This is a genomic window from Amycolatopsis sp. NPDC043887, from assembly GCF_056435665.1.
Map to the genome: position 1 here is coordinate 22714 of NZ_JBWKEB010000012.1, position 20959 is coordinate 43672.

At 68.9% G+C, this 20959-nt stretch carries 25 protein-coding genes; 16 read left to right on the top strand and 9 right to left on the bottom strand.

Annotated features, from left to right (window positions below; genetic code table 11):
- The first annotated feature begins 26 nt into the window (after positions 1-26).
- From AC069H_RS28885 to AC069H_RS28895, 3 genes are all read left to right on the top strand, one after another.
- Entirely contained in the window at positions 27-200 is a 174-nt protein-coding gene (locus tag AC069H_RS28885; protein ID WP_478234432.1) for a hypothetical protein, read from the top strand.
- Positions 201-261: 61 nt separating this feature from the next.
- Positions 262-1062 carry a TNT domain-containing protein gene (locus AC069H_RS28890; RefSeq protein WP_478234433.1) on the top strand — a complete coding sequence of 267 codons (801 nt, stop codon included), beginning with the start codon at positions 262-264 and terminating at the stop codon, positions 1060-1062.
- The gene (locus tag AC069H_RS28895; RefSeq protein WP_478225170.1) at positions 1059-1334 is read left to right on the top strand and encodes a hypothetical protein; all 276 of its coding nucleotides are present in this window, start codon (positions 1059-1061) and stop codon (positions 1332-1334) included. The genes AC069H_RS28890 and AC069H_RS28895 overlap by 4 nt, the downstream gene beginning before the upstream one ends.
- A 10-nt stretch (positions 1335-1344) precedes the next feature.
- Here AC069H_RS28895 and hisN read toward each other — a convergent pair whose 3' ends face one another.
- Positions 1345-2133 (bottom strand): histidinol-phosphatase, encoded by a 789-nt coding sequence (gene hisN, locus AC069H_RS28900; protein WP_478234581.1) that lies wholly within the window; start codon positions 2131-2133, stop codon positions 1345-1347.
- 39 nt (positions 2134-2172) lie between these two features.
- On the opposite strand from hisN, the gene AC069H_RS28905 reads away from it, so the two are divergent.
- The 3 genes from AC069H_RS28905 to AC069H_RS28915 all read left to right on the top strand — a co-directional run bounded on the left by AC069H_RS28905 (position 2173) and on the right by AC069H_RS28915 (position 4738).
- Entirely contained in the window at positions 2173-2877 is a 705-nt protein-coding gene (locus AC069H_RS28905; protein WP_478225238.1) for a response regulator transcription factor, read from the top strand.
- 1 nt (position 2878) lies between these two features.
- A complete protein-coding gene (locus AC069H_RS28910; protein ID WP_478234434.1) occupies positions 2879-4162 on the top strand; it encodes an ATP-binding protein in 1284 nt (427 codons plus the stop codon).
- A 63-nt stretch (positions 4163-4225) separates the two neighbouring features.
- On the top strand, positions 4226-4738 hold the full coding sequence (locus AC069H_RS28915) for a hypothetical protein (RefSeq protein ID WP_478234435.1): 513 nt from the start codon (positions 4226-4228) through the stop codon (positions 4736-4738).
- On the opposite strand, the gene AC069H_RS28920 is transcribed toward AC069H_RS28915, so the two are convergent.
- The 7 genes from AC069H_RS28920 to AC069H_RS28950 form a co-directional block, all read right to left on the bottom strand.
- Positions 4716-5129, bottom strand: coding sequence for a Pvc16 family protein (locus AC069H_RS28920; RefSeq protein WP_478225173.1), 414 nt, complete (start codon positions 5127-5129; stop codon positions 4716-4718). The two genes, AC069H_RS28915 and AC069H_RS28920, sit on opposite strands and share 23 nt — an antisense overlap.
- Before the next feature lie 4 nt (positions 5130-5133).
- Positions 5134-5766 (bottom strand): helix-turn-helix transcriptional regulator, encoded by a 633-nt coding sequence (locus AC069H_RS28925; RefSeq protein WP_340684524.1) that lies wholly within the window; start codon positions 5764-5766, stop codon positions 5134-5136.
- A 135-nt stretch (positions 5767-5901) separates the two neighbouring features.
- Positions 5902-6549: a response regulator transcription factor gene (locus AC069H_RS28930; protein WP_340684523.1), complete on the bottom strand. Its 648-nt coding sequence runs from the start codon at positions 6547-6549 to the stop codon at positions 5902-5904.
- A gap of 299 nt (positions 6550-6848) precedes the next feature.
- On the bottom strand, positions 6849-7358 hold the full coding sequence (locus tag AC069H_RS28935) for a Rossmann-fold NAD(P)-binding domain-containing protein (protein WP_478234436.1): 510 nt from the start codon (positions 7356-7358) through the stop codon (positions 6849-6851).
- A 226-nt stretch (positions 7359-7584) separates the two neighbouring features.
- Positions 7585-8124: a GtrA family protein gene (locus tag AC069H_RS28940; protein ID WP_034304834.1), complete on the bottom strand. Its 540-nt coding sequence runs from the start codon at positions 8122-8124 to the stop codon at positions 7585-7587.
- 213 nt (positions 8125-8337) lie between these two features.
- Positions 8338-8838: a GtrA family protein gene (locus AC069H_RS28945; RefSeq protein WP_478225177.1), complete on the bottom strand. Its 501-nt coding sequence runs from the start codon at positions 8836-8838 to the stop codon at positions 8338-8340.
- A 10-nt stretch (positions 8839-8848) separates the two neighbouring features.
- Complete coding sequence (locus AC069H_RS28950) at positions 8849-11125, bottom strand: sigma-70 family RNA polymerase sigma factor (RefSeq protein WP_478234437.1); 2277 nt, start codon at positions 11123-11125, stop codon at positions 8849-8851.
- A gap of 309 nt (positions 11126-11434) precedes the next feature.
- Here AC069H_RS28950 and AC069H_RS28955 point away from each other — a divergent pair, with 309 nt between their 5' ends.
- The 10 genes from AC069H_RS28955 (at position 11435) to AC069H_RS29000 (ending at position 19216) form a co-directional block, all read left to right on the top strand.
- Positions 11435-12307: a nucleotidyl cyclase domain-containing protein gene (locus tag AC069H_RS28955; protein WP_007031897.1), complete on the top strand. Its 873-nt coding sequence runs from the start codon at positions 11435-11437 to the stop codon at positions 12305-12307.
- An 81-nt stretch (positions 12308-12388) separates the two neighbouring features.
- Entirely contained in the window at positions 12389-13756 is a 1368-nt protein-coding gene (locus tag AC069H_RS28960; RefSeq protein ID WP_340684518.1) for a glycosyltransferase 87 family protein, read from the top strand.
- Positions 13731-14936, top strand: coding sequence for a glycosyltransferase 87 family protein (locus tag AC069H_RS28965; protein ID WP_478234439.1), 1206 nt, complete (start codon positions 13731-13733; stop codon positions 14934-14936). Before AC069H_RS28960 ends, AC069H_RS28965 begins: the two co-directional genes overlap by 26 nt.
- A 13-nt stretch (positions 14937-14949) precedes the next feature.
- Positions 14950-16134, top strand: a complete 1185-nt coding sequence (locus AC069H_RS28970; RefSeq protein ID WP_478234440.1) for a 5-(carboxyamino)imidazole ribonucleotide synthase — start codon at positions 14950-14952, stop codon at positions 16132-16134.
- 9 nt (positions 16135-16143) lie between these two features.
- Positions 16144-16641, top strand: a complete 498-nt coding sequence (purE, locus tag AC069H_RS28975; RefSeq protein ID WP_340684515.1) for a 5-(carboxyamino)imidazole ribonucleotide mutase — start codon at positions 16144-16146, stop codon at positions 16639-16641.
- A 138-nt stretch (positions 16642-16779) separates the two neighbouring features.
- Positions 16780-17250, top strand: a complete 471-nt coding sequence (locus AC069H_RS28980) for a YbaB/EbfC family nucleoid-associated protein (RefSeq protein WP_478234441.1) — start codon at positions 16780-16782, stop codon at positions 17248-17250.
- Positions 17247-17555 (top strand): YbaB/EbfC family nucleoid-associated protein, encoded by a 309-nt coding sequence (locus AC069H_RS28985; protein WP_478234442.1) that lies wholly within the window; start codon positions 17247-17249, stop codon positions 17553-17555. Before AC069H_RS28980 ends, AC069H_RS28985 begins: the two co-directional genes overlap by 4 nt.
- The gene (locus tag AC069H_RS28990; protein ID WP_478234443.1) at positions 17552-17908 is read left to right on the top strand and encodes a hypothetical protein; all 357 of its coding nucleotides are present in this window, start codon (positions 17552-17554) and stop codon (positions 17906-17908) included. Before AC069H_RS28985 ends, AC069H_RS28990 begins: the two co-directional genes overlap by 4 nt.
- A 2-nt stretch (positions 17909-17910) precedes the next feature.
- The gene (locus tag AC069H_RS28995) at positions 17911-18612 is read left to right on the top strand and encodes a WXG100 family type VII secretion target (protein WP_478234444.1); all 702 of its coding nucleotides are present in this window, start codon (positions 17911-17913) and stop codon (positions 18610-18612) included.
- Between the two features lie 10 nt (positions 18613-18622).
- The gene (locus AC069H_RS29000) at positions 18623-19216 is read left to right on the top strand and encodes a DUF3558 domain-containing protein (protein ID WP_478234445.1); all 594 of its coding nucleotides are present in this window, start codon (positions 18623-18625) and stop codon (positions 19214-19216) included.
- A gap of 3 nt (positions 19217-19219) precedes the next feature.
- Here the strand turns inward: AC069H_RS29000 and AC069H_RS29005 are convergent, their stop codons facing one another.
- Positions 19220-20869: a class I adenylate-forming enzyme family protein gene (locus tag AC069H_RS29005; protein WP_478234446.1), complete on the bottom strand. Its 1650-nt coding sequence runs from the start codon at positions 20867-20869 to the stop codon at positions 19220-19222.
- Positions 20870-20959 lie beyond the last annotated feature (90 nt).

The window sequence follows — 20959 nt, forward strand, 5'->3', positions numbered from 1 at the left end:
CTCACGGACGAGACCTTTCCACTGCCTTGCTGCGGGCGGCGGTCGACTTCGCGGCCGGGCGTGGGGCGCGCGTCGTCGAGGGTTACCCCGTCGAGGTACTGGGGAAGCGGTCGGGCGCGGATCTGTACCACGGCACGGTGAGCACGTTCGCGAAGGCGGGTTTCGAACTCGTCGAACGCCGGTCGGCGCTAAGGTCGTAACGCGTCCTGTCCGCTGCCTCCCCCGTTCACCGGTGGGGTCCGATTCCTTGGGGGAGGTGCGGTGACCGATCCGAGCGAGGCCGGAACGGGCCCGATCCGGCTGCCTGCCGAGTACGACGCCCCGACCCCGCCGCACGGGGCGCGCGCTCCGTACGCGCCTTCGCCGTGGCCGCCCGCGGTGGCGCCGCTGCGAGTGCCGTTTCCGCCCCAGCCCGTCGCTCCGCCGCCCATGGGGGCCTTGCGGACCGAGCGGGAGAGCGTGATCGCGCTGTTTCTGGTGCACATGTTCCCCATCGGTCATCTGCCGGTCGCGATGGGGAAACCCGCGCGCCAGTTGCCGCTCCCCGAGGGCGGTTCCGGCCCGCAGGACCATCCCGAGGCGGACGTGCTCGACGACCTGGACGCGTTGTCCCACGTCAGCAGCGGTTTCCGGCGTTCGCCGACGGCTCCGGGCGTCGCGCCCCCGGCGGAGTTGACCAGGGGCCACGATCCGTGGGGCGGAATGTCCCAAGAGGACTGGAAAGCGCGTTTCGTGACCGGAACGGGCTACCTGTGGCCGGAGGACGCCGATCCGGCGAGGCCGGTGATGCTCGAGGCGGGCACCCATCTCGACCGCTTCGGGGATCAGCACGGCCGGGTGTTCGCCGAGGACGCGACCTTGTTTTCGATGCGCTCGCTGCCATCTGATCAGGTCACCTCGTACCGGCGTTACCGCGTCGTGCGGGCGCTGCCGGTCTGGCGCTCGGTGACCGCCGGCTGGTTCGGCCAGCCCGGCGGCGGGGTGCGCTTCCGCACGGTGCTGGGCGCCGATGAACTCGTCACGCTGGGCTTCCTGGCGGACGTCACGGGGGAGGTTCGGTGAACACGGGGACGATCCTGCGGTGGCTGGCCGCATTGGGTGTGCCACCCGAAGTGGTGTCGGTCGGCGCGGAGACGGACAACGCGTGGTGCCTCATGCGTGCCGAGGAGGAAGGCGCCGAGCCCGCCTGGGAGGTCTTCTGGCGTGAGCAGGGCAACCGGTACGACTGGGCCCGGTTCACCACCGAACAGGTCGCCTGCCACTACCTCTTCGGCCGTCTCGCGTGGTCGCAGGTCGCGCGCGGCGCCGTCGGCCTTCTGCCCGGCGCGCAGTGACACCCCGCGTTCAGCGCTTCAGGATCGCCAAGACTTCGTCGTGGAGCAGGCCGTTCGTCGAAAGCGCTGAGCCGTTGTCGTAGCGCCCTTCGCCGTTCAGATCGCTGAACCGGCCACCGGCTTCGGTGATCAGCACCTGGGCCGCGGCGACGTCCCACGGGTTCACGATGCATTCCGCGGTGACGTCGAGCGCGCCCTCGGCGACCAGACAGTGGTGCCAGAAATCGCCGAACGCGCGGCTCTCCCAGCACGCGTTGACGAGGTCGAGGTACTTCTCGCGGGAGTGGTACTCCACCCACGAGTTCAGGTCCGTTGTGGACAGATACGCGTCTTCGAGCGACGCGACCTTCGACACCGAGATGCGGCGTTCCCCGGCGGAGTCGCTCATCCAGGCGCCGTCGCCGGCGGCGGCCCACCAGCGGCGGCCGAGCAGCGGCGCGCTGATCATGCCCACCACGGGCGTGCCATCTTCGACCAGCGCGATCAGCGTCGCCCAGACCGGGACACCGCGCAGGAAGTTCTTGGTCCCGTCGATCGGGTCGAGCACCCAGGCGCGGCCGGTCGCCGCGGTGCCGCCGCGTTCCTCGCCGAGCACCGTGTCGTCCGGCCGGTCCGCGGCGAGGATCGCGCGGATGGCGTCTTCGACGGCGGTGTCCGCGTCGGTGACCGGCGTCCGGTCGGGTTTGCGTTCCACGGCCAGGTCGAGCGCGCGGAACCGGGCGGTGGTGATGGCGTCGGCGGCGTCGGCCAGCCGGGTGGCGAGTTCCAGATCATTCTCGTAGCCAGGCACGGTGACGATGGTTTCACGCCCGGCAGTCGTAGAGTTGGCCAGGTGAGCATGGTGCTACTCGCCGAGGACGACCCGGCCATCGCCGATCCGCTTTCCCGCGCACTCCAGCGGGAGGGCTATGACGTGCGGGTCGTCGGCGACGGGCCCGCAGCCCTCGACGCGACCGGGAGCGACCGGGTGGACCTGCTGGTCCTCGATCTCGGCCTGCCCGGGATGGACGGGCTCGAAGTGTGCCGCCGCCTGCGCGCCAGCGGCACCGAGGTGCCGGTGCTGATGCTCACCGCGCGCACGGACGAGGTCGATTTCGTGGTCGGGCTCGACGCCGGCGCCGACGACTACGTCGCCAAGCCGTTCCGGCTGGCCGAACTGCTGGCCCGCATCCGCGCGCTGCTCCGCCGCCGGGCCCCCGACGTGCTCGAAGCCGGGGGAGTGCGGATGGATCTCGGCGCCCGGATGGTCACCGTGGACCTGCACGAGGTGCAGCTGGCGAACAAGGAGTTCGAGCTGCTCCGGGTGCTGATGAGCCGCGCCGGTCAGGTGGTCAGCCGCGACGAGATCCTCGCCGAGGTGTGGAACGACCTCGAATCGAAGACCTCGAAGACCCTCGACATGCACATGTCGTGGCTCAGGCGGAAGCTCGCGATCGCGGCCGACGAAGCCGCGGGCAGGGCGGGCAAACCCGGCGGGAACGGCGACGGCGAACGGCGGATCGCCACCGTCCGCGGCGTCGGCTTCCGCTTCAACGCGGAATAGCATGCGCCGACGCATCCTCCTGGCGATCCTGCTCGCCGTCGCGGTCACCGCGGCGGTGCTGGGCATCCCGCTGGGGATCACCGCGTGGCAGCTGGTCGATAACCTCAACCGCGAGAACCTCGCTTCCTCGGCCCGTGGGATAGCGGCGACGCTGGACAGCGAGATCGCGGTCGGCCAGCCGATCAACCTCGACCTGGTCCGGGTCGCCGTGCCGCAGGGCGGATTGCTGACCGTCCGCGCGCAAGGGCAGATCGAGAAGCGCTACGGCTCCGATCCCGGCTCGGACGTGGTGTCCGAACGGGCCCCGATCGCGTTGCACGGCGAGGTCGAGCTGTCCGTGCCCGCCGGCCCGATGCGCACCCGCCAGACCCAGGTCACCCTACTGGTGGTGCTGCTGGTCGTGCTGTCGGTCGGCACCGGCACGGTGGTCGCGACGGTGACCGCGCGAAGGCTCGCGAAACCGCTGCGACACGTCGCGGATCGCGCGGTCAAACTCGGCGGCGGCGATTTCCGGCCGGATCCCAAGCGCTACGGCGTCGGCGAACTCGACATGGTCGCCGAGGCGCTCGACGCGTCCGGTTCGGCGCTCGCCCAGCTCGTCCAGCGGGAACGGCAGCTCGTCGGCGACGTCTCCCATCAGCTGCGGAGCCGGTTGACCGCGTTGCAGCTGCGGCTCGAACCGCTCACCATCCACGCCGACCGAGACGTCGTCGACGAGGCGAAGGCCGCGCAGGAACAGGCCGACCGGCTCGCCGAGGCCCTCGACGAACTGCTGGCCGCCGCGCGGGCGGCGCGCGAGGTCGGTGCGGAACCGGTGAACCTCCAGGAAGTGCTTCCCGAAGTCTCCGAAGAGTGGCGACAGCTGCTTCGCGCCGAAGGAAGGCATCTGCGGATCCGCGTCACCGACGGGCTGAGGGCGAGGGCGACGCCGGGCCGGTTGCGCGAGGTCGTCGGCGTCCTGCTCGACAACGCGCTGCGCCACGGCGCGGGAACGGTCACGCTCGCCGCGCGGCGCGGCGACACGGAAGGCACCGTCGTCATCGAGGTCGCCGACACCGGATCGGGGGTGCCCGACGAGCTCGCGCCGCACATCTTCGAACGTGGCTTCTCCGGCGGCGGGTCGACCGGCGTCGGGCTCGCGCTCGCTCGCGCGCTCATCGAGGCAGACGGTGGACGGCTGGAGCTGTCGAGCAAGCAGCCCGCGGTGTTCAGCCTCTTCCTGAAGGTGCCCCGGCCGGGCGATGTGGCCGAGGTGCGCTGGCCGGCCGAGCGGGTCCCTCGCTAAGACCTCCCCAAGGTTCTCCCGATCGGGCAAGGCCACGGAAGCGCGCGGACCTACCGTCGGGGAGTGCGTGCGACGGCGTTCCGGTACCACCCGCCGGTGAGTCCGGTGGCCGCGGCGACCCTGGAGATCGGCAAGGTGGCGGTCACCGTGGGGTTGTCCTTCGAGGGTGCCCTGTGCGCGTGCCGCCGTCCGCCCGGAGTGGTGGAGCGGATGGAGGCGGAAGCCTTGGACCTGCTGTCGAAGGGGCTGTTCGTCAGCGGGTTCGACACCCCGGTCGCGACCGTGACCGGGGCGGCGGGACACCGGTTCGTCCAGCAGAGCGCCGAGTTCCGGCCGCCGGACGCCCGGCTCTACCGGGGCATGTGCGGGGTCGGCGCCAGCCGGAACGGGCTGACCCTGACCGGCATCCTCGGCTACCGCCTCGAAGTCCGCGCGGGGTGGGCCAGGCGGGCAGGCGAATGCGGCCCGCCCGAGACGGCCTCCGAATGGTGCGAGCTCTTCGGCGGGCAGCTGTCGTCCATCGGCGGGGTGGTCCTGCGGCGGTCCTCGGTGCTCAGTCTCGGTACTCCGCCGTGACCGTGACGACGAACGCCGCCCGGGCGGGCAGGCCGAGGCTGACCCACAGTCCGGTCGGATCGGTGCGCCCGAGAGTCATCCGCAACGGCTGCTCGTCGACCAGGAGGAACTCCGTCCCGAGCAGGATCCGCAGCGAACGGTCGAGCAGGGTGTGCTCGTCCCGGACCTTGTCCGCCCGCGCCGTGACCAAATAGGACAGTTCGCACCGGTTCGCCCGCACGGCGCCGGTTCCCGGGCCGGCGCCGTGCAGGGCGAAGAGGAACAGATCGACGCTCGACACCCGCGTTTCGGTCTGCCAGGTGGGTTTCGGCGGATCCAGCCGGACCACCGTCCCCTCCGGCAGATGAGGTGCGATGAGCAGGCACAACGCCTCGTCGACCTGACTGATCACGGGATCAGATCAATCCCTCACGCAGTGCGTAAGCCACCGCGTGCGAGCGGTTCCGGAGCTGGAACCGGTTGGTCACGTCGTGCAGGATGCTCTTCACCGTGCGCTGCGAATAACAGAGCTGGTCGGCGATCTCCTGCGTCGAGAATCCCGACGCGACCAGCTTGAGCACCTCGGTCTCCCGGCTGCTCATGCCACCGAAGTGCAGGCCGCGCGGCTGCAGCACCTGGCGTTGCAGCCGCGAGACCCGGTGCAGCAGCCTGCCGAGCAGGTCGGGCGGCAGCGCGCCTTCCCCGGCCGCGGCCGCCTTGATCAGCCGGACCAGGACGTCGGCGCCCGCCTCGGAACGCCGGGCGACCGCGCAGACGCCGTGTTCGATGGCGCTGAGGATCTCGTTGTCGTCGACTTCACCCGCGATGAGCACGATGCGGGTGAACCCTTGGTGGTGCAGTGCGGACAGCAGTTGCGTCATGGCCTCGTCGAGGCGGTCGGTGACCAGGAGGGCCACCATCGTCGGGTCGGCGGCCTCCCCGTCCACCAGCCAGACATCGTCACGGGAGCGGAGCGTCATGCAGACGCCGTTGTGCAAAATCGGATCGGTGGCGCGGACGACCACCGGTGTCCTGTTCGGTTCGAACATGTGATTCCCATTCCCCTCGAACGGTGCGAGGGTCCCACCCCCCGCGCTACTCACCCTGCCGGGTGGGGTGTCCCGGGCGCATGGGACTCCGGTCCCGGAATTGCCCGAAAAGCCGCCCTTATCGGGGTCGCTTTTTCAGCGACCCAACCCCGCTTCGCGGGCACGCACGATCGCTTCGGCGCGGTCCGCGACGTGGAGCTTGCTGAAGACGTTCGAAATATGGTTCCGCACCGTTTTCGGGCTGAGGCAGAGAGTGCTGGCGATGGCGGTGTTGCTGTGCCCGCCCGCGATGAGCGAGAGGACCTCTCGTTCGCGGACGGTGAGTTCCGGGAACACCGTGTCCGTGCTCGGCTGAGAGTGGTTGAAGAAGCCGAGAACGCGCGTCGCGATGTCGGGCCCGAAGATCGCTTCGCGCCTCGCGACGGCGTGAACGGCACGAATGATTTCGTCGGGCTCCGCGTCCTTCAGCAGATATCCGCGGGCTCCGGCCCGCATCGCCGAGAAAACGGATTCACTCTCGTCCGCCATCGTCAGCATGAGCACGCCGACGTCCGGCCGTTCGGCGACGATGTGCCGGGTCGCTTCGGCGCCGCTGATATCGGGCAAATGCAGGTCCATGACCACGACGTCGGGATCGAGGGCGCTCGCCGCGCTGATCGCATGCGCGCCGCTCGCGGCCTCTCCGACCACGTCGACCAGCGGTTCGTTGGCGAGCAGGGTGCAGACCCCGAACCGGAACAGCGGATGGTCGTCGACCACGAGCACGCGAAGGCGTTCGTTCATACGGTTCCCCCTGTCTCCCCGACGCGGCACGTTAGCGAGAGGGCCGCTCGGCGGACAACGCGTGGTCCGGACAGCGGACCGGCGAAAATTAAACGCCTGATGAGTATCGCGTATCGCCGGGCCCGTCCCAAGTCATTAACCCTTTCGGCGCGTTCTTGGGTTTCAAATCCGTGAAGGCCTCCTTCCCTACCCTGAAGGTAGGGAAGGAGGCCTTCACGGACTCTGGGTCCCCAAGGGGGCCTTCATGTACTAACAGGGAGCCAGGCGGTAGCAAAGGTCCCTTGCTCCCTTTCCGCAGGTCAGGCGAAGGCGGCGGCGTGCTCCCGAGCCCAGTCCGCGAACGTCAGCGGCGCCCGCCCGAGCAGGTCGCGGACGGTGCCGAACACGATCTCCTCGTTCCCGGCCGACTGCCGCTTGAGCTCGAAGATCCCGTCGACCGCCGAAGCGGGCCAGCCGTACCCGAGCATCCTGGCTCGCGAAGCGGCTTCGGGCTCTTCGACGTACGTCAGCGGCCGCCCGAGCGCGTCGCCGAGGATCTCGACCTGCCGCCGCGTCGTGAGCGCTTCGCCGCCGGTGATCGGGTACGTCCTGCCCGCGTGCCCGTCGGTGGTCAGCACGGTCGCGGCGACTTCGGCGATGTCGCGGACGTGCACCAGCGCGGACCCCGGATCGCCTTCGGGGACGCGGACGACCCCGTCGCCGCGCACGGCGTGCAGCCAGGCGAACCGGTTGTCCATGAACGTGCCGGGACGCAGGATCGTCCAGTCCGGCCCGGCTTCGCGCACGGCCCGTACGGCCTCGGCGTGCACGAGGGAGATGGGTCGGTCTGTCCGAAGTGGACGCCGGTCGTGGAGAGTTTGACGATGTGCGAGACGCCGGTGGCGGCCTTGAGCACGGCCCGCTCCTGGGCGAGGGGGGCCGAGCCGTGCCCGGAGGTCAGGACGAACACGCGACCGTGCGAACCCGGCCGGCGTCATCAGTGAAGGAACGTTGACATGGATGACCCTAGGCAATCACATGTCTTTTGGCAAGTACTTAGCGGAGCGGAATGACGTCCTCGTCCGGCTCGTCGCTGTCCCGGCGGCGTTTGCCCAGCTCATCCGGGAAGACCCACTTCTTGAAGCCCCAGAAGCGGAAGAACATCGCCAGCAGCATGCCGATGATCGACCCGCTGGTGAAATCCGCCAGCTCCTGGACGAACCGCGTCACGTGCGGCACTTCGAGGTCGAAGATGTAGCGCGACGTGTACAGCGGGATCAGGTTGACCACCACGGCGATGCCGCTGATCACGAAGAAGAGCGCGGCTTCGTGATGCCGTTCGCGGCCGCCGCGGGTCCGGAAGGACCACTCGCGGTTGAGGATGTAGGACACGATCGTCGCGACGATGATCGCGATGGCCTTCGCCGTGGTCGGCTTCGACTCCAGCACGCTGAGTTTCAGCAGGTACCAGACGCCGTTGTCGACCAGGAACGTCGTGCCGCCCACGATCGCGAACTTCAACAGCTCACGGTGCTTGATCAGCACGGATCGGAGCGGCTCGGGCGTCCTGGAAAGGACGGATTCGACCACGGTCACCAGATCAGTCTAATTCGCGTCGGCCGCCGAACGGGTCGGCAGGGGATGGACAGCGCGATATAGGGCGCTTTGGGCGATTCGGCGGCGGGTCGTGAGTGGCGATTCGGGTTAGAACACGAATCGCCACTCACGACCACTCGCCCTGCCTCCGCTGGTGTTGCGATGACCTGCGAAAAGAGAGCAAGGGACCTTTGCTGCCGCGCGGCGGGCGGATCAGGCGGCGGGATCGTCGGGAATGGCGGAAATGTCCTGCCCGCCGCCCCGCAGCAGTCGCGGCCGCGCGCCGGCCTCCGGGAAGACCCACTTCTTGAACGACCACCAGCGGAACGCCGTGCCGAGCAGGGTGCCGATGATCACGCCGCTGACGAAGTCGGCGATCTCCTGGGCCAGCAGCCCGACGTAGGGTTGCTCCAGCTTGAACACGTACCGCGAAACCAGCTGCGGAAGCGCGTTGAGACCGAGCGCGATCGCGCTGAGCAGGAAGAAGAGCGCGGCTTCGTGGGCTCGCTCACGCCCGCCGCGGGAGCGAAAGGACCATTCACGATTCGCGACGTACGAGAAAACGGTCGCCACCAGGACGCCGATGATCAGCGCGGTCACCGGTTTGTCGGTCAGCACGGTGAACTTGAGCCCGTAGGTGATCGTCATCGTGATGACGAAGCTCGCGCCGCCGACCAAGACGAACCGCAGCAGTTCGCGATGCTTCCCCCGCATGCGCGCGACGCTACTGGAAAGTGCGGTCGACCACCCCGTTGGGCCGCGTGGTCGGCTTGGACTTCCCGGGCTTCGGCGGAGCGCTGGTGGTCGTCGTGGTCGTCCCCGGCTGGGACGGCTCCTCATTCGAAGGCTCCGAAGGCGTCACGGACGGCGAAGGCTTCTTCGACGGAACAGGCCACCCTGGCCGTCCAGGCTTCGTCGTGTCGATGCTGGCCGGAGGCTTCGAAGTGACCGAAGGCAGCGAAGGCACCGTCGTCGGCGGAAGCAGTGCGTTGTCGTCACACCAGTGGTGCCAGCAGCCGAAGTAGACCTCGACCGGCTTCGCCTTGGCAGCGCCGAGGGTGGCGTTCACCGTCACCGGGACATGGGCAGGCGGACGGCCCTTCAATTGGACCAACAGGCTCGCCCGACGCCCCGGAGCCAGCGAACCACGCGAAGTGCACGACGCACCTTCGCCGGTCGGAGTGCATCGGATGCCGGAGAAGCTCGACGAGTAGAGGATGCGGTGGTCGAGAGTGATCGTCACCGGCTTCGTCGACTCACCGGTGTTCGTGACGTGGATGTACAACCGCGGGTTGTGGTTCCAGGGGAGCGCGGACAGCCAGTCGCTCGTGGCCGTCAGGGTGAGGGCGTCCCGTGGCGGCGCCGGCACCTTGACCTTCACCTCGACCTGAACCTTGATCTGCGCGCCCGCCGTCACCGATCCGGTGACCACGCTGCCGTCCACGGCCGTTTCGTCCGCGAGCAGCCGGAAGGTCAGCACCGCGGACTGTCCCGGTTCGAGACCGGTACCGGTCCGGCAGGTCACCGTACCGGTACCGCCGGGGCAGCTCACCGCGATCGTGGAGGGTGCCTGCTGACGGAAGCCGTTGGTGCCCATCGCGCCGCCGCCGGCGGCGGGAACGGCCCGCACACCCTTCGGCAGGTTCAGCGAGACCGCCACGGGCTCGGACTTCGTTCCGCCGTCGTTGCGCACGGTGATCGGCAGGTTGGCCGCCTCACCGGGCTTGAGCTGGACACCGCCGGGCGGGGTCGACGCGGTCATCACCGGAGGCGCCGGGATCACCGGCGAAGGCGCGGGCGGCTCGGCGGGCGCCGGAGTCGGCGCGGGAGCGGGCGCCGGAGGAGGCACCTGCTGAGCGGGCGGTACCGGCTGCTGGGCGGGCGGCACCGGCTGCTGGGCGGGCGGCACCGGCTGCTGCGCCGGCGGCGGGGCGGCAGGCGGTGCCGGGGGCGGGTCGGCCGGTTTGGGGGCGGGTGCCGCGGCGGGCGGCGGGACCGCCGCGGCTGCCGGGATCTCCTGCGTGCCGCCACCGGCGGCGAGCGCCACCGCGACGGCGGCGACGATGGCCGCGCTCGATCCGGCCACTCCGGCGAATTGACGCGGTCCGGCCGCGGCCGCGCCGGCGGCGGCGCCCGAACTCGAACCCGCCGCTGCGGCCGTCGCGGCCGCGGTGACCGCGCCCGCCTTGCCCGCCCCGGTCGTCGCCAGGTAACCGAGGGCCGCGCCACCGAGCACGATCGGCGCGATGATCCCGCGCAGACCGGTGTTGACGTCGGCCAGTTCCGCGGCCAGCGCGCGGCATTTCTCGCATTCGTCCAGGTGGTTCTCCACCTGGGTCCGTTCGCGTTTGGACAACCCGTCCCGGGTCCACGCGCCGAGCTTGTCCGCGCTCGCGCGGCAGCGTTCGGCGGAGTTCTCGGCCAGGTGGACCTGCAGATACGCCTGCCGCAGTCCTTCACGGGCGCGGTAGGCGAGCGCGGAGACACCGTTCGCGGTCAGGCCCAGCAGCGGCGCGACCTCGGCGGGCGTCTGCCCCTCGATCTCGGTGTGCCACAGCACCGCCTGCCACCGCTCAGGTAGCCGGGCGAACGCCTTCGCGGCGAGCGTGCGCTCGAGCCCGGCGACGGCGGTGTCGGAGAAAGGGACGGTCAGCGCTTCGCCGATGGCGCCGCCGACGTCGGACATGTCCTCGTTCAGGTCGACGCGCTTGTCCTTGCGCGTCTTGTCATAGGCGGTGTGCCGGAGCGCGGTCAGCAGGTACGCGCGGAACGCGGCGTCGGGGCCTTTGCCGCCGCGCAGCGTGTCCAGCACCTTCGCGAAGGCTTCCGAAACGAGGTCGTCGGCCTCGGAACTCGAGCGGGCGAGCTGGCGGGCGAGGTTGTGCGCCGCGCCGGCGTGGCGCTCGTAAAGGGTTCCGTAAGACGCGATCTTCCCGTCACGCACCTCGGCGATCAGCTCGGCGTCACTCTTACCGGAGAGATCGGCGGGAACGGTGGACACGGGGCTCCTTCATCTGCTGGTTCGGCGGGTCTACTGTCTTAAACGCCCGAACCCGCTCAGTGTGACGGACTGGGCGACGCACGTCACCTCGCGGCCCCGTCGATGACCCGGAGAGCGCAACACCTTCACCCGCCCCGGGTTGATTTCGAGCCGCGCGCGCAGCGCGTCCGTTGAGGGTGGTGGCGGGGGCATGGATGGAGAGTTCGGAAAGATCCTTGAAAAACGCCGTCACGCGCGGCGTGGACGGGCGTCCCCACCGTGAAGCGATCGCAAGATCGAAAAGATCGGAACGGAAAGGGGCGGTGGGCAGTGGACGTACCGGCCACCGGTGCGCCGTCCGGGGGATCCGACGGGCAAGCCGCCTGGAACCGGTTCGAACGAGATCGCACGCTCCGCGCACTCCGGGCCCGCTGGCGGACGGCCAGCCTGGCCGCGGGCTGGCGTTTCCCCAGCGACTGGGGCCTGCCCGAGGTCGACGCCGTCTGCGCGGCGGTGATCAAGAACGGCCGGGTCGCTCCCGCAGAAGTGGCGGAGACCGCACTCGCGGGGCTGGGCCGGGCACGGGCCGCAGCGGGCGCGGGACTGGCCGAGACGCTCGCGGACCTCGCGGCGTTGCACGCCGTGCTCGCCGACCCGGACGCGGTGGACGGTTTCCTCGCGCCGGACGTCGACTCCACACCGTCCCGGTTGCTCCGGGTGACGGCGCTCGCCTGGGCGGACGTCGCGACCGACCAGCTGGTGAACACCGAGGTCACCGAACCCCTCACCGGCCTGCCCACCGCCGCGTACCTGAGGACCCGGTTGAGTGAGCTGTACCGCCAGGCCCGCCGTGACGAGCGGCCGGTCGCGGAGGCGCACACGCTGCTCGTGGTCTCGATGGACTTCAGCTCGGTCGCGGGCTGGCCCCGGCTGACCGGGATGATCCTGGTCGCGGACGCGTTGAAGCAGGTTTTCGACGGCGGGGAGAGCGTTGCCTCGATCGGGCCGTCCGTCGCGGGCGCTCTCGTACCGAAGGACGTGCGGCTCGCTTCGTCCGGCGTCGCGCTGCGAAGGGCGCTCAACGAGCGGCTTTCCGTGGACGCCCAGTTGCGTGACACCGGCCGCCCGCAGATTTCGGCGGTCCGCCTCCCGGCGACCTACGACCTCGCGTGCGATCTCCTCGGCACCCTCGCGCGTTCCTGACGTGGGGTAGCGTAAGACGTTCTCCAGGTCACGGCCGACCCTGTCGACCAGGGACGACCCGGTTCATGATTTCCTGTTCGCGTGACCCGGACTGTTCCCGCCGACGCCAACGGCGACGTTTCGGCGAGCCGCCCGCAGCATCGACTGTCGCTGCGAAAGTCGCTCGCCCGCTTGTCCGTCCGGCCGAGATCGATCCTGATTCTGTCCGTGATCCCGCTGGTCGCGATCGGTTTCGGTATCTGGGGCTGGCAGCACGAATGGGTGCTGGGCGTGGACAGCGCGGTCTACCGCGCCGGTGCCGAGACGCTGTTGAACGGCGACCCGCTGTACGACGCGAACACCCTTCCGGTGGAACCGTGGTGGGCGCTGCTGCCGTTCACCTACCCGCCGACCGCCGCGCTGCTGTTCATCCCGCTCGCGATCGTCCCGACGCAGGTCGCCTGGGGGCTCCTGACCGCCGTCTCGCTGCTCGCGCTGGCGCTGTGCGTCCGGATCGCCATCGGCGCGCTGCCGAAGCCCTCGACCGACGGCCCCCGCTGGTGGGCCTCGCCCGCCCGGTCGACGATCGCGTTCTTCCTGGTCTTCCTCGGCCTCGAGCCGGTGTGGCGCACGATCTTCCTCGGCCAGATCAACATCATCCTGATGGCGCTGGTGATGCTCGACATCCTGGTCATCGGGGCAAGGGGCAGCCGCTGGGGCGGCGTGCTCGTCGGCGTCGCGGCCGCGGTCAAGCTCACCCCGATCGTGTTCCTGGGGCATCTGTTCATCACCGGCCGCCGGATGGACGCCGTCCGCGGGCTCGTCACCTTCGTCGTGATGCAGGGCCTGATGTTCCTGATCATCCCGCACGACGCGGCGCGGTACTGGACCTACACCCTGCCCGACACCGGCCGCATCGGCCCGGTGCACTGGGCCGGCAACCAGTCGCTGAACGCGCTGATGAACCGCTTCACCGAGCTCGCGCCCTGGGCGTCGAAAGCGGCGATGGGGATCGGCGCGCTGCTCGCGATCCCGGCGATCTGGCTGGTGCTGCGCTTCCATCGCAAGGGCCAGGCGCTCGCCGCGATGCTGGTGACGGCGTTCTGGATCCTGCTGATCTCGCCGATCTCCTGGACGCATCACTGGGTGTGGGTGGCGCCGCTGGTCGTCCTGCTGGTCTCGCGGCTGCCGAAGACCACGCCCGCCACCGCGTGGAAACGCTGGCTCGGCACCTTCGCGGTGTTCTTCGTCTTCATCAGCTGTGTCCTGCTGATCCTGCCGAACGGCCGCAACGTCGAGCTCCACTGGCAGGTGTGGCAGAACATCCTCGGCAGCGCGTACATCTTCATGCCGCTGGTGCTGGCGCTCGCACTCGCCGGACGCTGGTGGTACCTGCGCCGGAAGCAGGGCACGGGGCACACCGCTGTGGGGATTAACGACGAGCATGCTGAAGTCACGTCCGGCGGCTGAGGCCAGGCTTGTCGGGATCACGCTGGCGGGTGCGCTCGCACTGGCGATGCTCGCGCTGGGCGTGGTCGCGTGGCTCGGCGAATGGCACCTCGGCGCGGACAGCGCCGTCTACCGGGCCGGCGCTCTCACGCTGCTGAAGGGCGAACCGCTCTACACCCGGGAGGCGCTGACGACGCTGCCCCCGTGGGTGCTGCTGCCGTTCACCTACACCCCGGCCGCGGCGCCGCTGTTCCTGCCGCTCGCGATCGTCCCGGCCGGGCTGACCTGGGGCGTCATCGGCGCGCTTTCCCTGGTCTGCCTGAGCGTTGTGATCTCCGTGGTCGCCCGCGCCTGCGGCGCCCCCATCACCCGGTGGTGGGTGTTGCCGCTGGCCACGGCCGGCGCGCTGGCGCTGGAGCCGGTCTGGAAGACGATCTTCCTCGGCCAGATCAACCTCATCCTGATGGCACTGATCGTCGTCGACGTCCTCGTGCTTTCGGCGCGCGGTTCGCGCTGGGCCGGGGTTCTGATCGGGATCTCGGCCGCGATCAAGCTGACGCCGCTGATCTTCGTGCCGCATCTGCTGTTCACCGGCCGCTGGAAGGACGCGCTGCGGGCGCTCGGCACGTTCGTCGCGCTCGAAGCCGTGATGTTCGCGGTGATCCCCGGTGACGCCGTCCGGTTCTGGACCGAATCGGCGACCGACCCCAGCCGGGTCGGCTCCGTGCACTGGATCTTCAACCAGTCGCTCAACGGCCTGGTGAACCGGGCTTCGGAACTCGCGCCGTGGTCGTTGACGGTGGCCATCGCGATCGCCGCCGTCTTGGCCGTACCCGCCGTCTGGCTGGTCGTGCGCCTGCACCGCCGCGGCGACCCGGTCGGCGCGCTGCTGGTGACCGCGTTCTACGGACTGTTGCTTTCGCCGGTGTCCTGGTCACACCACTGGGTGTGGACGGTGCCGTTGCTCGTCCTGCTCGTGCTCCGCCGATCGTGGGTGCCGGCCGCGGGTGTCGCGGTGCTGTTCGCGAGCGGCTTGATCATGTTCGTGCCCAATGGCGGGGAGACCGAGTTCGGCTGGGGCCTCGGCTGGTCGCTGCTCGGGAACGTCTACGTCCTCACGGCTGCGATCGCCATCACAGGCCTGGCGGTGCGGGAGCTGCGACGCGGGTCCGCCCAGGTCGCGGCTGTGACGGCCAAGTAATCTCTCCGTCGTTATGGACAAACGAACCGGTCTTCCGATCGTGGGCATGGTGGGCGGCGGACAGCTGGCCAGGATGACCCACCAGGCGGCGATCTCCCTCGGCCAGTCCCTGCGCGTGCTGGCCGCCGGGGAGAACGAATCCGCCGGCCTCGTCGCGGGTGAGGTCGTGCACGGGCACCACACCGACCTCGAAGCGCTGCGCTCGTTCGCCGCCGGGGTCGACGTGCTCACCTTCGACCACGAGCACGTCCCCGGCGAGCACCTGCTGACGCTCGCGATGGAAGGCGTCACCATCCGTCCCGACCCGGCCGCGTTGTCGATGGCGCAGAACAAGCTCGTCATGCGCGAGATGATGGCCGGGCTCGAGATCCCCGGCCCCGCCTTCGCCGAAGTGTCCTCTGTGGACGATGTGATCACCTTCGGCGACAAGCACTCGTGGCCGGTGGTGCTCAAGGCGGCGCAGGGCGGCTATGACGGTCGCGGCGTCTGGATGCTCGACACCGCGCAGCACGCCCGCGAGACCGTCCCTGAACTGCTCGACGCCGGAACCCCCTTGCTGGTCGAGGAAAAGGTCGTCATGCGGCGCGAACTGTCCGCGCTCGTGGCACGGTCGCCGTTCGGACAGGGGGCGGCGTGGCCGGTGGTGGAGACCGTGCAGTCCGGCGGGATCAACACCGAGGTGCTCGCGCCGGCGCCGGGGCTGAGCGTCGAGCGCACGCAGGAAGCGCAGGACCTGGCGCTGCGGATCGCCGCGACGCTGAACGTGACCGGCCTGCTCGCCGTCGAGCTGTTCGAGACCGGCGAAGGCCTGCTGGTCAACGAACTCGCCATGCGCCCGCACAACTCGGGACACTGGACCCAGGACGGTTCGAAGACCTCACAGTTCGAGCAGCACCTGCGTGCCGTGCTCGACTACCCGCTCGGCGTGACCGACCTGATCGCCCCCGCCTGTGTGATGGCGAACGTCCTCGGCGCCCCCGAGGCCCCCGCGATGGGCCCGGACGAACGGCTGCACCACCTGTTCGCGCGGTACCCGGACATCCGCGTGCACCTGTACGGCAAGGGCGAGCGTCCCGGCCGCAAACTCGGCCACGTCAACCTCGTCGGCGACCGCATGGAGGAGCTGCGCGACCGCGCGCTGCTCGCCGCGCACTGGCTTTCCCACGCCGTCTGGCTCGACGGCTACGAAATTCACTAGGAGTAGGAAATGGCGCCGCAGGTTGGCCTGATCATGGGCAGCGATTCGGACTGGCCGACGATGGAAGCGGCCGGGCAGGCGCTGGCCGAGTTCGGCGTCGAATACGAGGTCGGGGTCTACTCGGCGCACCGCACTCCGCAGCGGATGCTCGACTACGCGGCTTCGGCCGCTTCGCGCGGTGTGCGCGTGATCATCGCGGGCGCCGGCGGTGCCGCGCATCTGCCGGGCATGGTCGCGTCGGCGACGGTGCTGCCGGTGATCGGCGTGCCGGTCCCGCTGAAGTACCTCGACGGCATGGATTCGCTGCTCTCGATCGTGCAGATGCCCGCGGGCGTCCCGGTCGCGACGGTCTCCGTCGGCGGGGCGCGCAATGCGGGCCTGCTCGCGGTGCGCATCCTCGCCGCGTCCGACGAGGAGCTTCAGGCGAAGATGGCGCGGTTCCAGGCGGATCTGGAGCAGCTGGTGCTCGACAAGGACGCCGCACTGCGTAAACGCGTCGAAGGCTGAATCTGCTCCATTTCCTCCGGTTCTTTGGAACCTGCTTGCGGGCACCCGTCGTCACAGTAAGGTGTCAGGCGGGCACTGCCGGTCAGAACGGTCCGGTGGTGGAGGAGGGAGCACGATGCTTTGCTTTGTGATGCCGTCATGACGGCGCCGCAGGATCCGCGAGTGTTTCGCGATCGGGTGCGGGCCATGGAAGCCCGACTCACGGGGACCGTGCACATCGGACGGTCCGCGGATCAGGCGGTGGCCGCGACGGTGACCGGACGCGGCGAACTCGTCGATCTGCGGATCTCGGACAACGCACTGGACCGCGCACACCCTCAGCTGCTCGGATACAGCATCGTGCAGGCCGTCCAGGCCGCGCGTGGCGCCGCCCACTCGGCCGCGGTCCCGGAGCTGGCGGCGGTGATCGGGAAAGAACCGGCTTCGCCGCCTACGTCGGATTGGGGAGCAGGGAGTTCGGCTCGGCCATCGCCGGCGCCGCCGGTGGAGACGGCCACTGCCGGTCGGAGAGCGCGGGCGCCACGGGACGAAGTGCCCGATGAAGAGAGCTACGACCAAGTCGACTTCCTCTCCGACGAAGACTTCGACGACCGGGGTGATCACAGGTGAACACCCACGACAGGCTGTACCACCTGGCCAAGGAAATCGATACGAGAGTCACCGCGATCGAGCAGGCCGCGAGCAGTGGTCGTGCGGCGACGCTGACGTGGAACATTTCTGCCGGGCTCGGCACGGTCACGGTGGACGGGATGGGCTCGTTGAGGTCGGTCGACTTGAAACCCGACGCCATGGAAACTCAGACGGAGGCGAGTCTCGCCCGGCACATCCTGCGTGCGATCAATGATGCGGAGCGTGCAGCGCGTATGAGGCGCGACGCAATGGTCGAGGAAGCGGAGAAGGGAGGCTTTCGATGAGCGGCCCGTTCGAGCCGCTCGGCTCCAGTGGCTCCGGCTACGAGGTGTATCCGGAAGCCCTTCGAAGGGCGACCGAAGACGTCTTTCATGCTGCCGGGCGTATCCGTGATTTCGCGAATGTCGATATCGAAGGACTGCGCCTCAATGTTCATGACGTCGGCATGCTGGGTGAAGAGGCCGGAATCATCGAAGCCTTCAACGGGATGATCGCCGAACTGCAGGCAAAGAGCACTCGTGGCTTCGATCGTTTGATCAAGCTGGGGGACGCCATGGACAAGGCCGCCGACTACTACGACGCGCAGGACGAGGAGTACTACAAGCGCCTCCGTGACCTCGAGAAAGACGGGGAATGATCGTGAGTGAATTGCCGGCGTACCCGTTCGCTGCCGACCAGAAAATTCGCGACTTCGCTGGGCTTCCGCTTATCGGTCGTCCTGACGTGTTCCGTATGCTCGACGATATTCGGACGCGGCTTCTCGGTAACGCCGTCGGGATTCAGGAGATCGCTTTCCGGTTTGCGAGTAACGCTGCGATACAGGGTGCACACGATGACATCGGTGACGCGGTGCAGGCGTTGGCGGGGACCTGGACAGGCCGGGCGGCCGACCAGTTCGTCGCGCATGCCGCGAACGTGACCAACGCGCTCAAGTCGGAACAAGAGGCGGTAGCCGGAATTTCCGGAGTGATGGCGGGTATCGCGAACGAGGTGATCAAAACCTATGGTACGGCGATCACCTTCCTCGGCGAATGCGCCGGAGAGCTTGCCAAGATTGATTTGAAGGCGTTGGTGGCAGCTCTGACCTCTACTATTCCTGGAGTGAATCTGCTGACCTTCGCCGACGTCATAGATTCGGTTATCGAGGCGCTCGGTGAGCTCGTGAAAAAGATCAGCTCATTGTTCGACGAGGCACTCAAGACAATCGGTGCTTTCAAGGCCGGCGCCATCAGTCTCGTGCAGATTCAGACTAATTTCGTCGAGGTTCCCGACCTTCGCGAAGGTTCCGGAGTGGACGAGCAGAAGCAATGGAAGGTCGAGCCGGATGCAGTTCCGGAATAACTTGAGGTACGTGTCCGTCGCCGTATTCACGGTGGTCGTGCTCATTGGCGGGTGTGGTCCGGGGAAGCCTGACCCGTTGCTCAAGGAGCGGCCGGCGCCCGCCAGGGCAGGAGACGCGATCCCGGTTACGCCGGTCGAGCAACCTGTTGATCTTGCATCTTTTCAGGCAGACCCTTGTGGCTCGCTGAAACGTGAGGATGTAGCAGCGCTGGTCCTCGATCCGCCGGATCGGGTCAAGCCCAGTCGGGCGGATTCTCCTCTGATGGGGTGTGCGTGGGTCGTCCGGGACGCGCCGCAGTTGCGTGTGCAGATCCCGACAGTGAAAGAAAAAAGCCTTGCCGGTCTGACGGCGCTCAGCGCCAGTAATCAGGGCACATACTCCGGGTGGAGGGAATTGTCGATCGAGGGTCTGCCTGCGGCGCAGTACCATTTGTTCGGCGACATGAAGTCGTGCGCGATGGTGGTCGGTGTGTCGGACGACGCGGCTCTCGAATTCGACTACATGGTTCCCGATGGGGTTGATTCGCAGTATTGGGGCACCGATCGGTGTGCGGGTGTGCTCAAGGCCGCGGAGCTGGTGATCGGCAACCTCCGCGGCCGCTGAGCGTCAGTCGGCGAGCTGCTTCCGCAGTTCCCGTTTGAGCACCTTCCCGGCGGCCGAGACCGGGATCTGGTCGACGAAGTGGATCGCCCGCAGCCGCTTGTACGGCAGGACGCGGGCGCCGACGGCCTCCAGGAGTTGTTCGGCGGTGACGTTCTCGTCGCTGCGCACCACGAACGCGACCGGTAGCTCGCCGACCTCGGTGTCCGGTTTGCCGACGACGGCCGCCGCGGCGACGCCGGGCAGGGTGATCAGCAGCTCTTCGAGTTCGCGCGGGAAGACGTTGTATCCCTTGTACAGCAGCATGTCCTTCTTGCGGTCCACAATGGACAAATAGCCGTCCTCGTCGAGGATGCCGATGTCGCCGGTGTGCAGCCAGCCGTCGACGAGCGCGGCCGCGGTCTCCTCGGGGCGGTTGCGATAGCCGGTCATCACCTGTGGGCCGCGCAGGCACACCTCGCCGCTTTCCCCGGCGGGCAACGGATCTTCGCCGCCTTCGGCCGGGACGATCTTGATCTCGGTGTCGGGCAGCGGAAGGCCGACCGAGCCCACCTTCCGGGTGGCGGAGCGATACGACGGCGCGATGACGGCGCCCATGGTGACCTCGGTGAGGCCGTAGCCCTCGGTGATGATCACTCCGGGGAAGCGTTTCTGCAGGGCGCGGATCATCTCGTGGTTCATCGGCGCCGCGCCGGAACCGATGGTCAGTACCGAAGACAGGTCGGCTGTGTGAAACTCGGGGCAGGCGAGCAAGGCGGCGAACAGCGCCGGTGCCCCGCCGATCGTGGTGACCCGCAGCAGTTCGGCGTCGGCCACATACGCCGCCGGGTCGAAGCGGTCGTGCAGGACGACGGTGCCGCCGTCGAGCAGCGGGACGTTGAGCGCGGCGATGGTGCCCATGGCGTGGAACCACGGCGTCAGGTTGAGGGCGACGCCGGTGCCGATCCGCGACGGCCATTCGTCCGGACCGCCGAGCTGCTCGACGATCACCTCTCCTGACGCGTCGAGGGCCGGGACCGCGCCCAGCCGCCAGCAAGAACTCTGAAGGCTGTTGACCACGACGTTCCGGTGCGGCAGGCACACGCCCTTCGAGCGTCCGGTGGTGCCGCCGGTGTACGCCAGATGGGCGAGATCGCGGTAGATGTCGATCTCGACGTCCGGCCGCTCGTCGGAGTGAGCGGAGGAGAACTCGGTGAACTCCACCTCTCCCTGCCCCAATGCCTCGGGCGGGTGAACGACGATGCTCAGCCGGACCGATGTCCGGTCACGGAGCGAAGCGAGTACCCGCGCGACGGGGCCGACGGTGACGGCGGCGACCGCCCCGGCGTCGGCCAGCTGGAAGGCGAGGTCGTCCGGCGGGAGCAGCGGGTTCGCCGGGCTGAAGGTGGCCCCGGCGAGCAGTATCCCGTAGTACGCGACCGGGTACGCCAGGCAGTTCGGCAGGTGGAGCGCGACGACGTCGCCTCGCCCGACGCCCTCGGCGCGCAGGGCGTTCGCGAAGCGGCAGGCCGCGCTGTACGTCTCGGCGAAGGTGAGGCTCTGGCCTCCGTGGGCGAAGGCCGTGCGGGTGCCCCAGCGGGCAGCGGCGCCGGCGAGCACCGAGCCGACCGGGACCTCGGGATAGTCGAGCGACCGGGGAAACGGGGTGAGCTCCATCACTCGAACGTACGGACTTTGCGGTCAAAGACACAAGCGCTCGCGATGTCGCACAATGTGAACGAGCGCTAACATCGGTCAAACTCCCAA

Bases quoted from the DNA above. Each gene is read 5' to 3' on its own strand.
- AC069H_RS28990 (WP_478234443.1), top strand. From the start codon at position 17,552: ATGAGCGGCCCGTTCGAGCCGCTCGGCTCCAGTGGCTCCGGCTACGAG.
- AC069H_RS28925 (WP_340684524.1), bottom strand. From the start codon at position 5,766: ATGTTCGAACCGAACAGGACACCGGTGGTCGTCCGCGCCACCGATCCG.
- AC069H_RS28970 (WP_478234440.1), top strand. From the start codon at position 14,950: ATGGACAAACGAACCGGTCTTCCGATCGTGGGCATGGTGGGCGGCGGA.
- purE (WP_340684515.1), top strand. From the start codon at position 16,144: ATGGCGCCGCAGGTTGGCCTGATCATGGGCAGCGATTCGGACTGGCCG.
- AC069H_RS28945 (WP_478225177.1), bottom strand. From the start codon at position 8,838: ATGCGGGGGAAGCATCGCGAACTGCTGCGGTTCGTCTTGGTCGGCGGC.
- AC069H_RS28980 (WP_478234441.1), top strand. From the start codon at position 16,780: ATGACGGCGCCGCAGGATCCGCGAGTGTTTCGCGATCGGGTGCGGGCC.
- AC069H_RS28910 (WP_478234434.1), top strand. From the start codon at position 2,879: ATGCGCCGACGCATCCTCCTGGCGATCCTGCTCGCCGTCGCGGTCACC.
- AC069H_RS28930 (WP_340684523.1), bottom strand. From the start codon at position 6,549: ATGAACGAACGCCTTCGCGTGCTCGTGGTCGACGACCATCCGCTGTTC.
- AC069H_RS28905 (WP_478225238.1), top strand. From the start codon at position 2,173: ATGGTGCTACTCGCCGAGGACGACCCGGCCATCGCCGATCCGCTTTCC.
- AC069H_RS29005 (WP_478234446.1), bottom strand. From the start codon at position 20,869: ATGGAGCTCACCCCGTTTCCCCGGTCGCTCGACTATCCCGAGGTCCCG.
- AC069H_RS28965 (WP_478234439.1), top strand. From the start codon at position 13,731: ATGCTGAAGTCACGTCCGGCGGCTGAGGCCAGGCTTGTCGGGATCACG.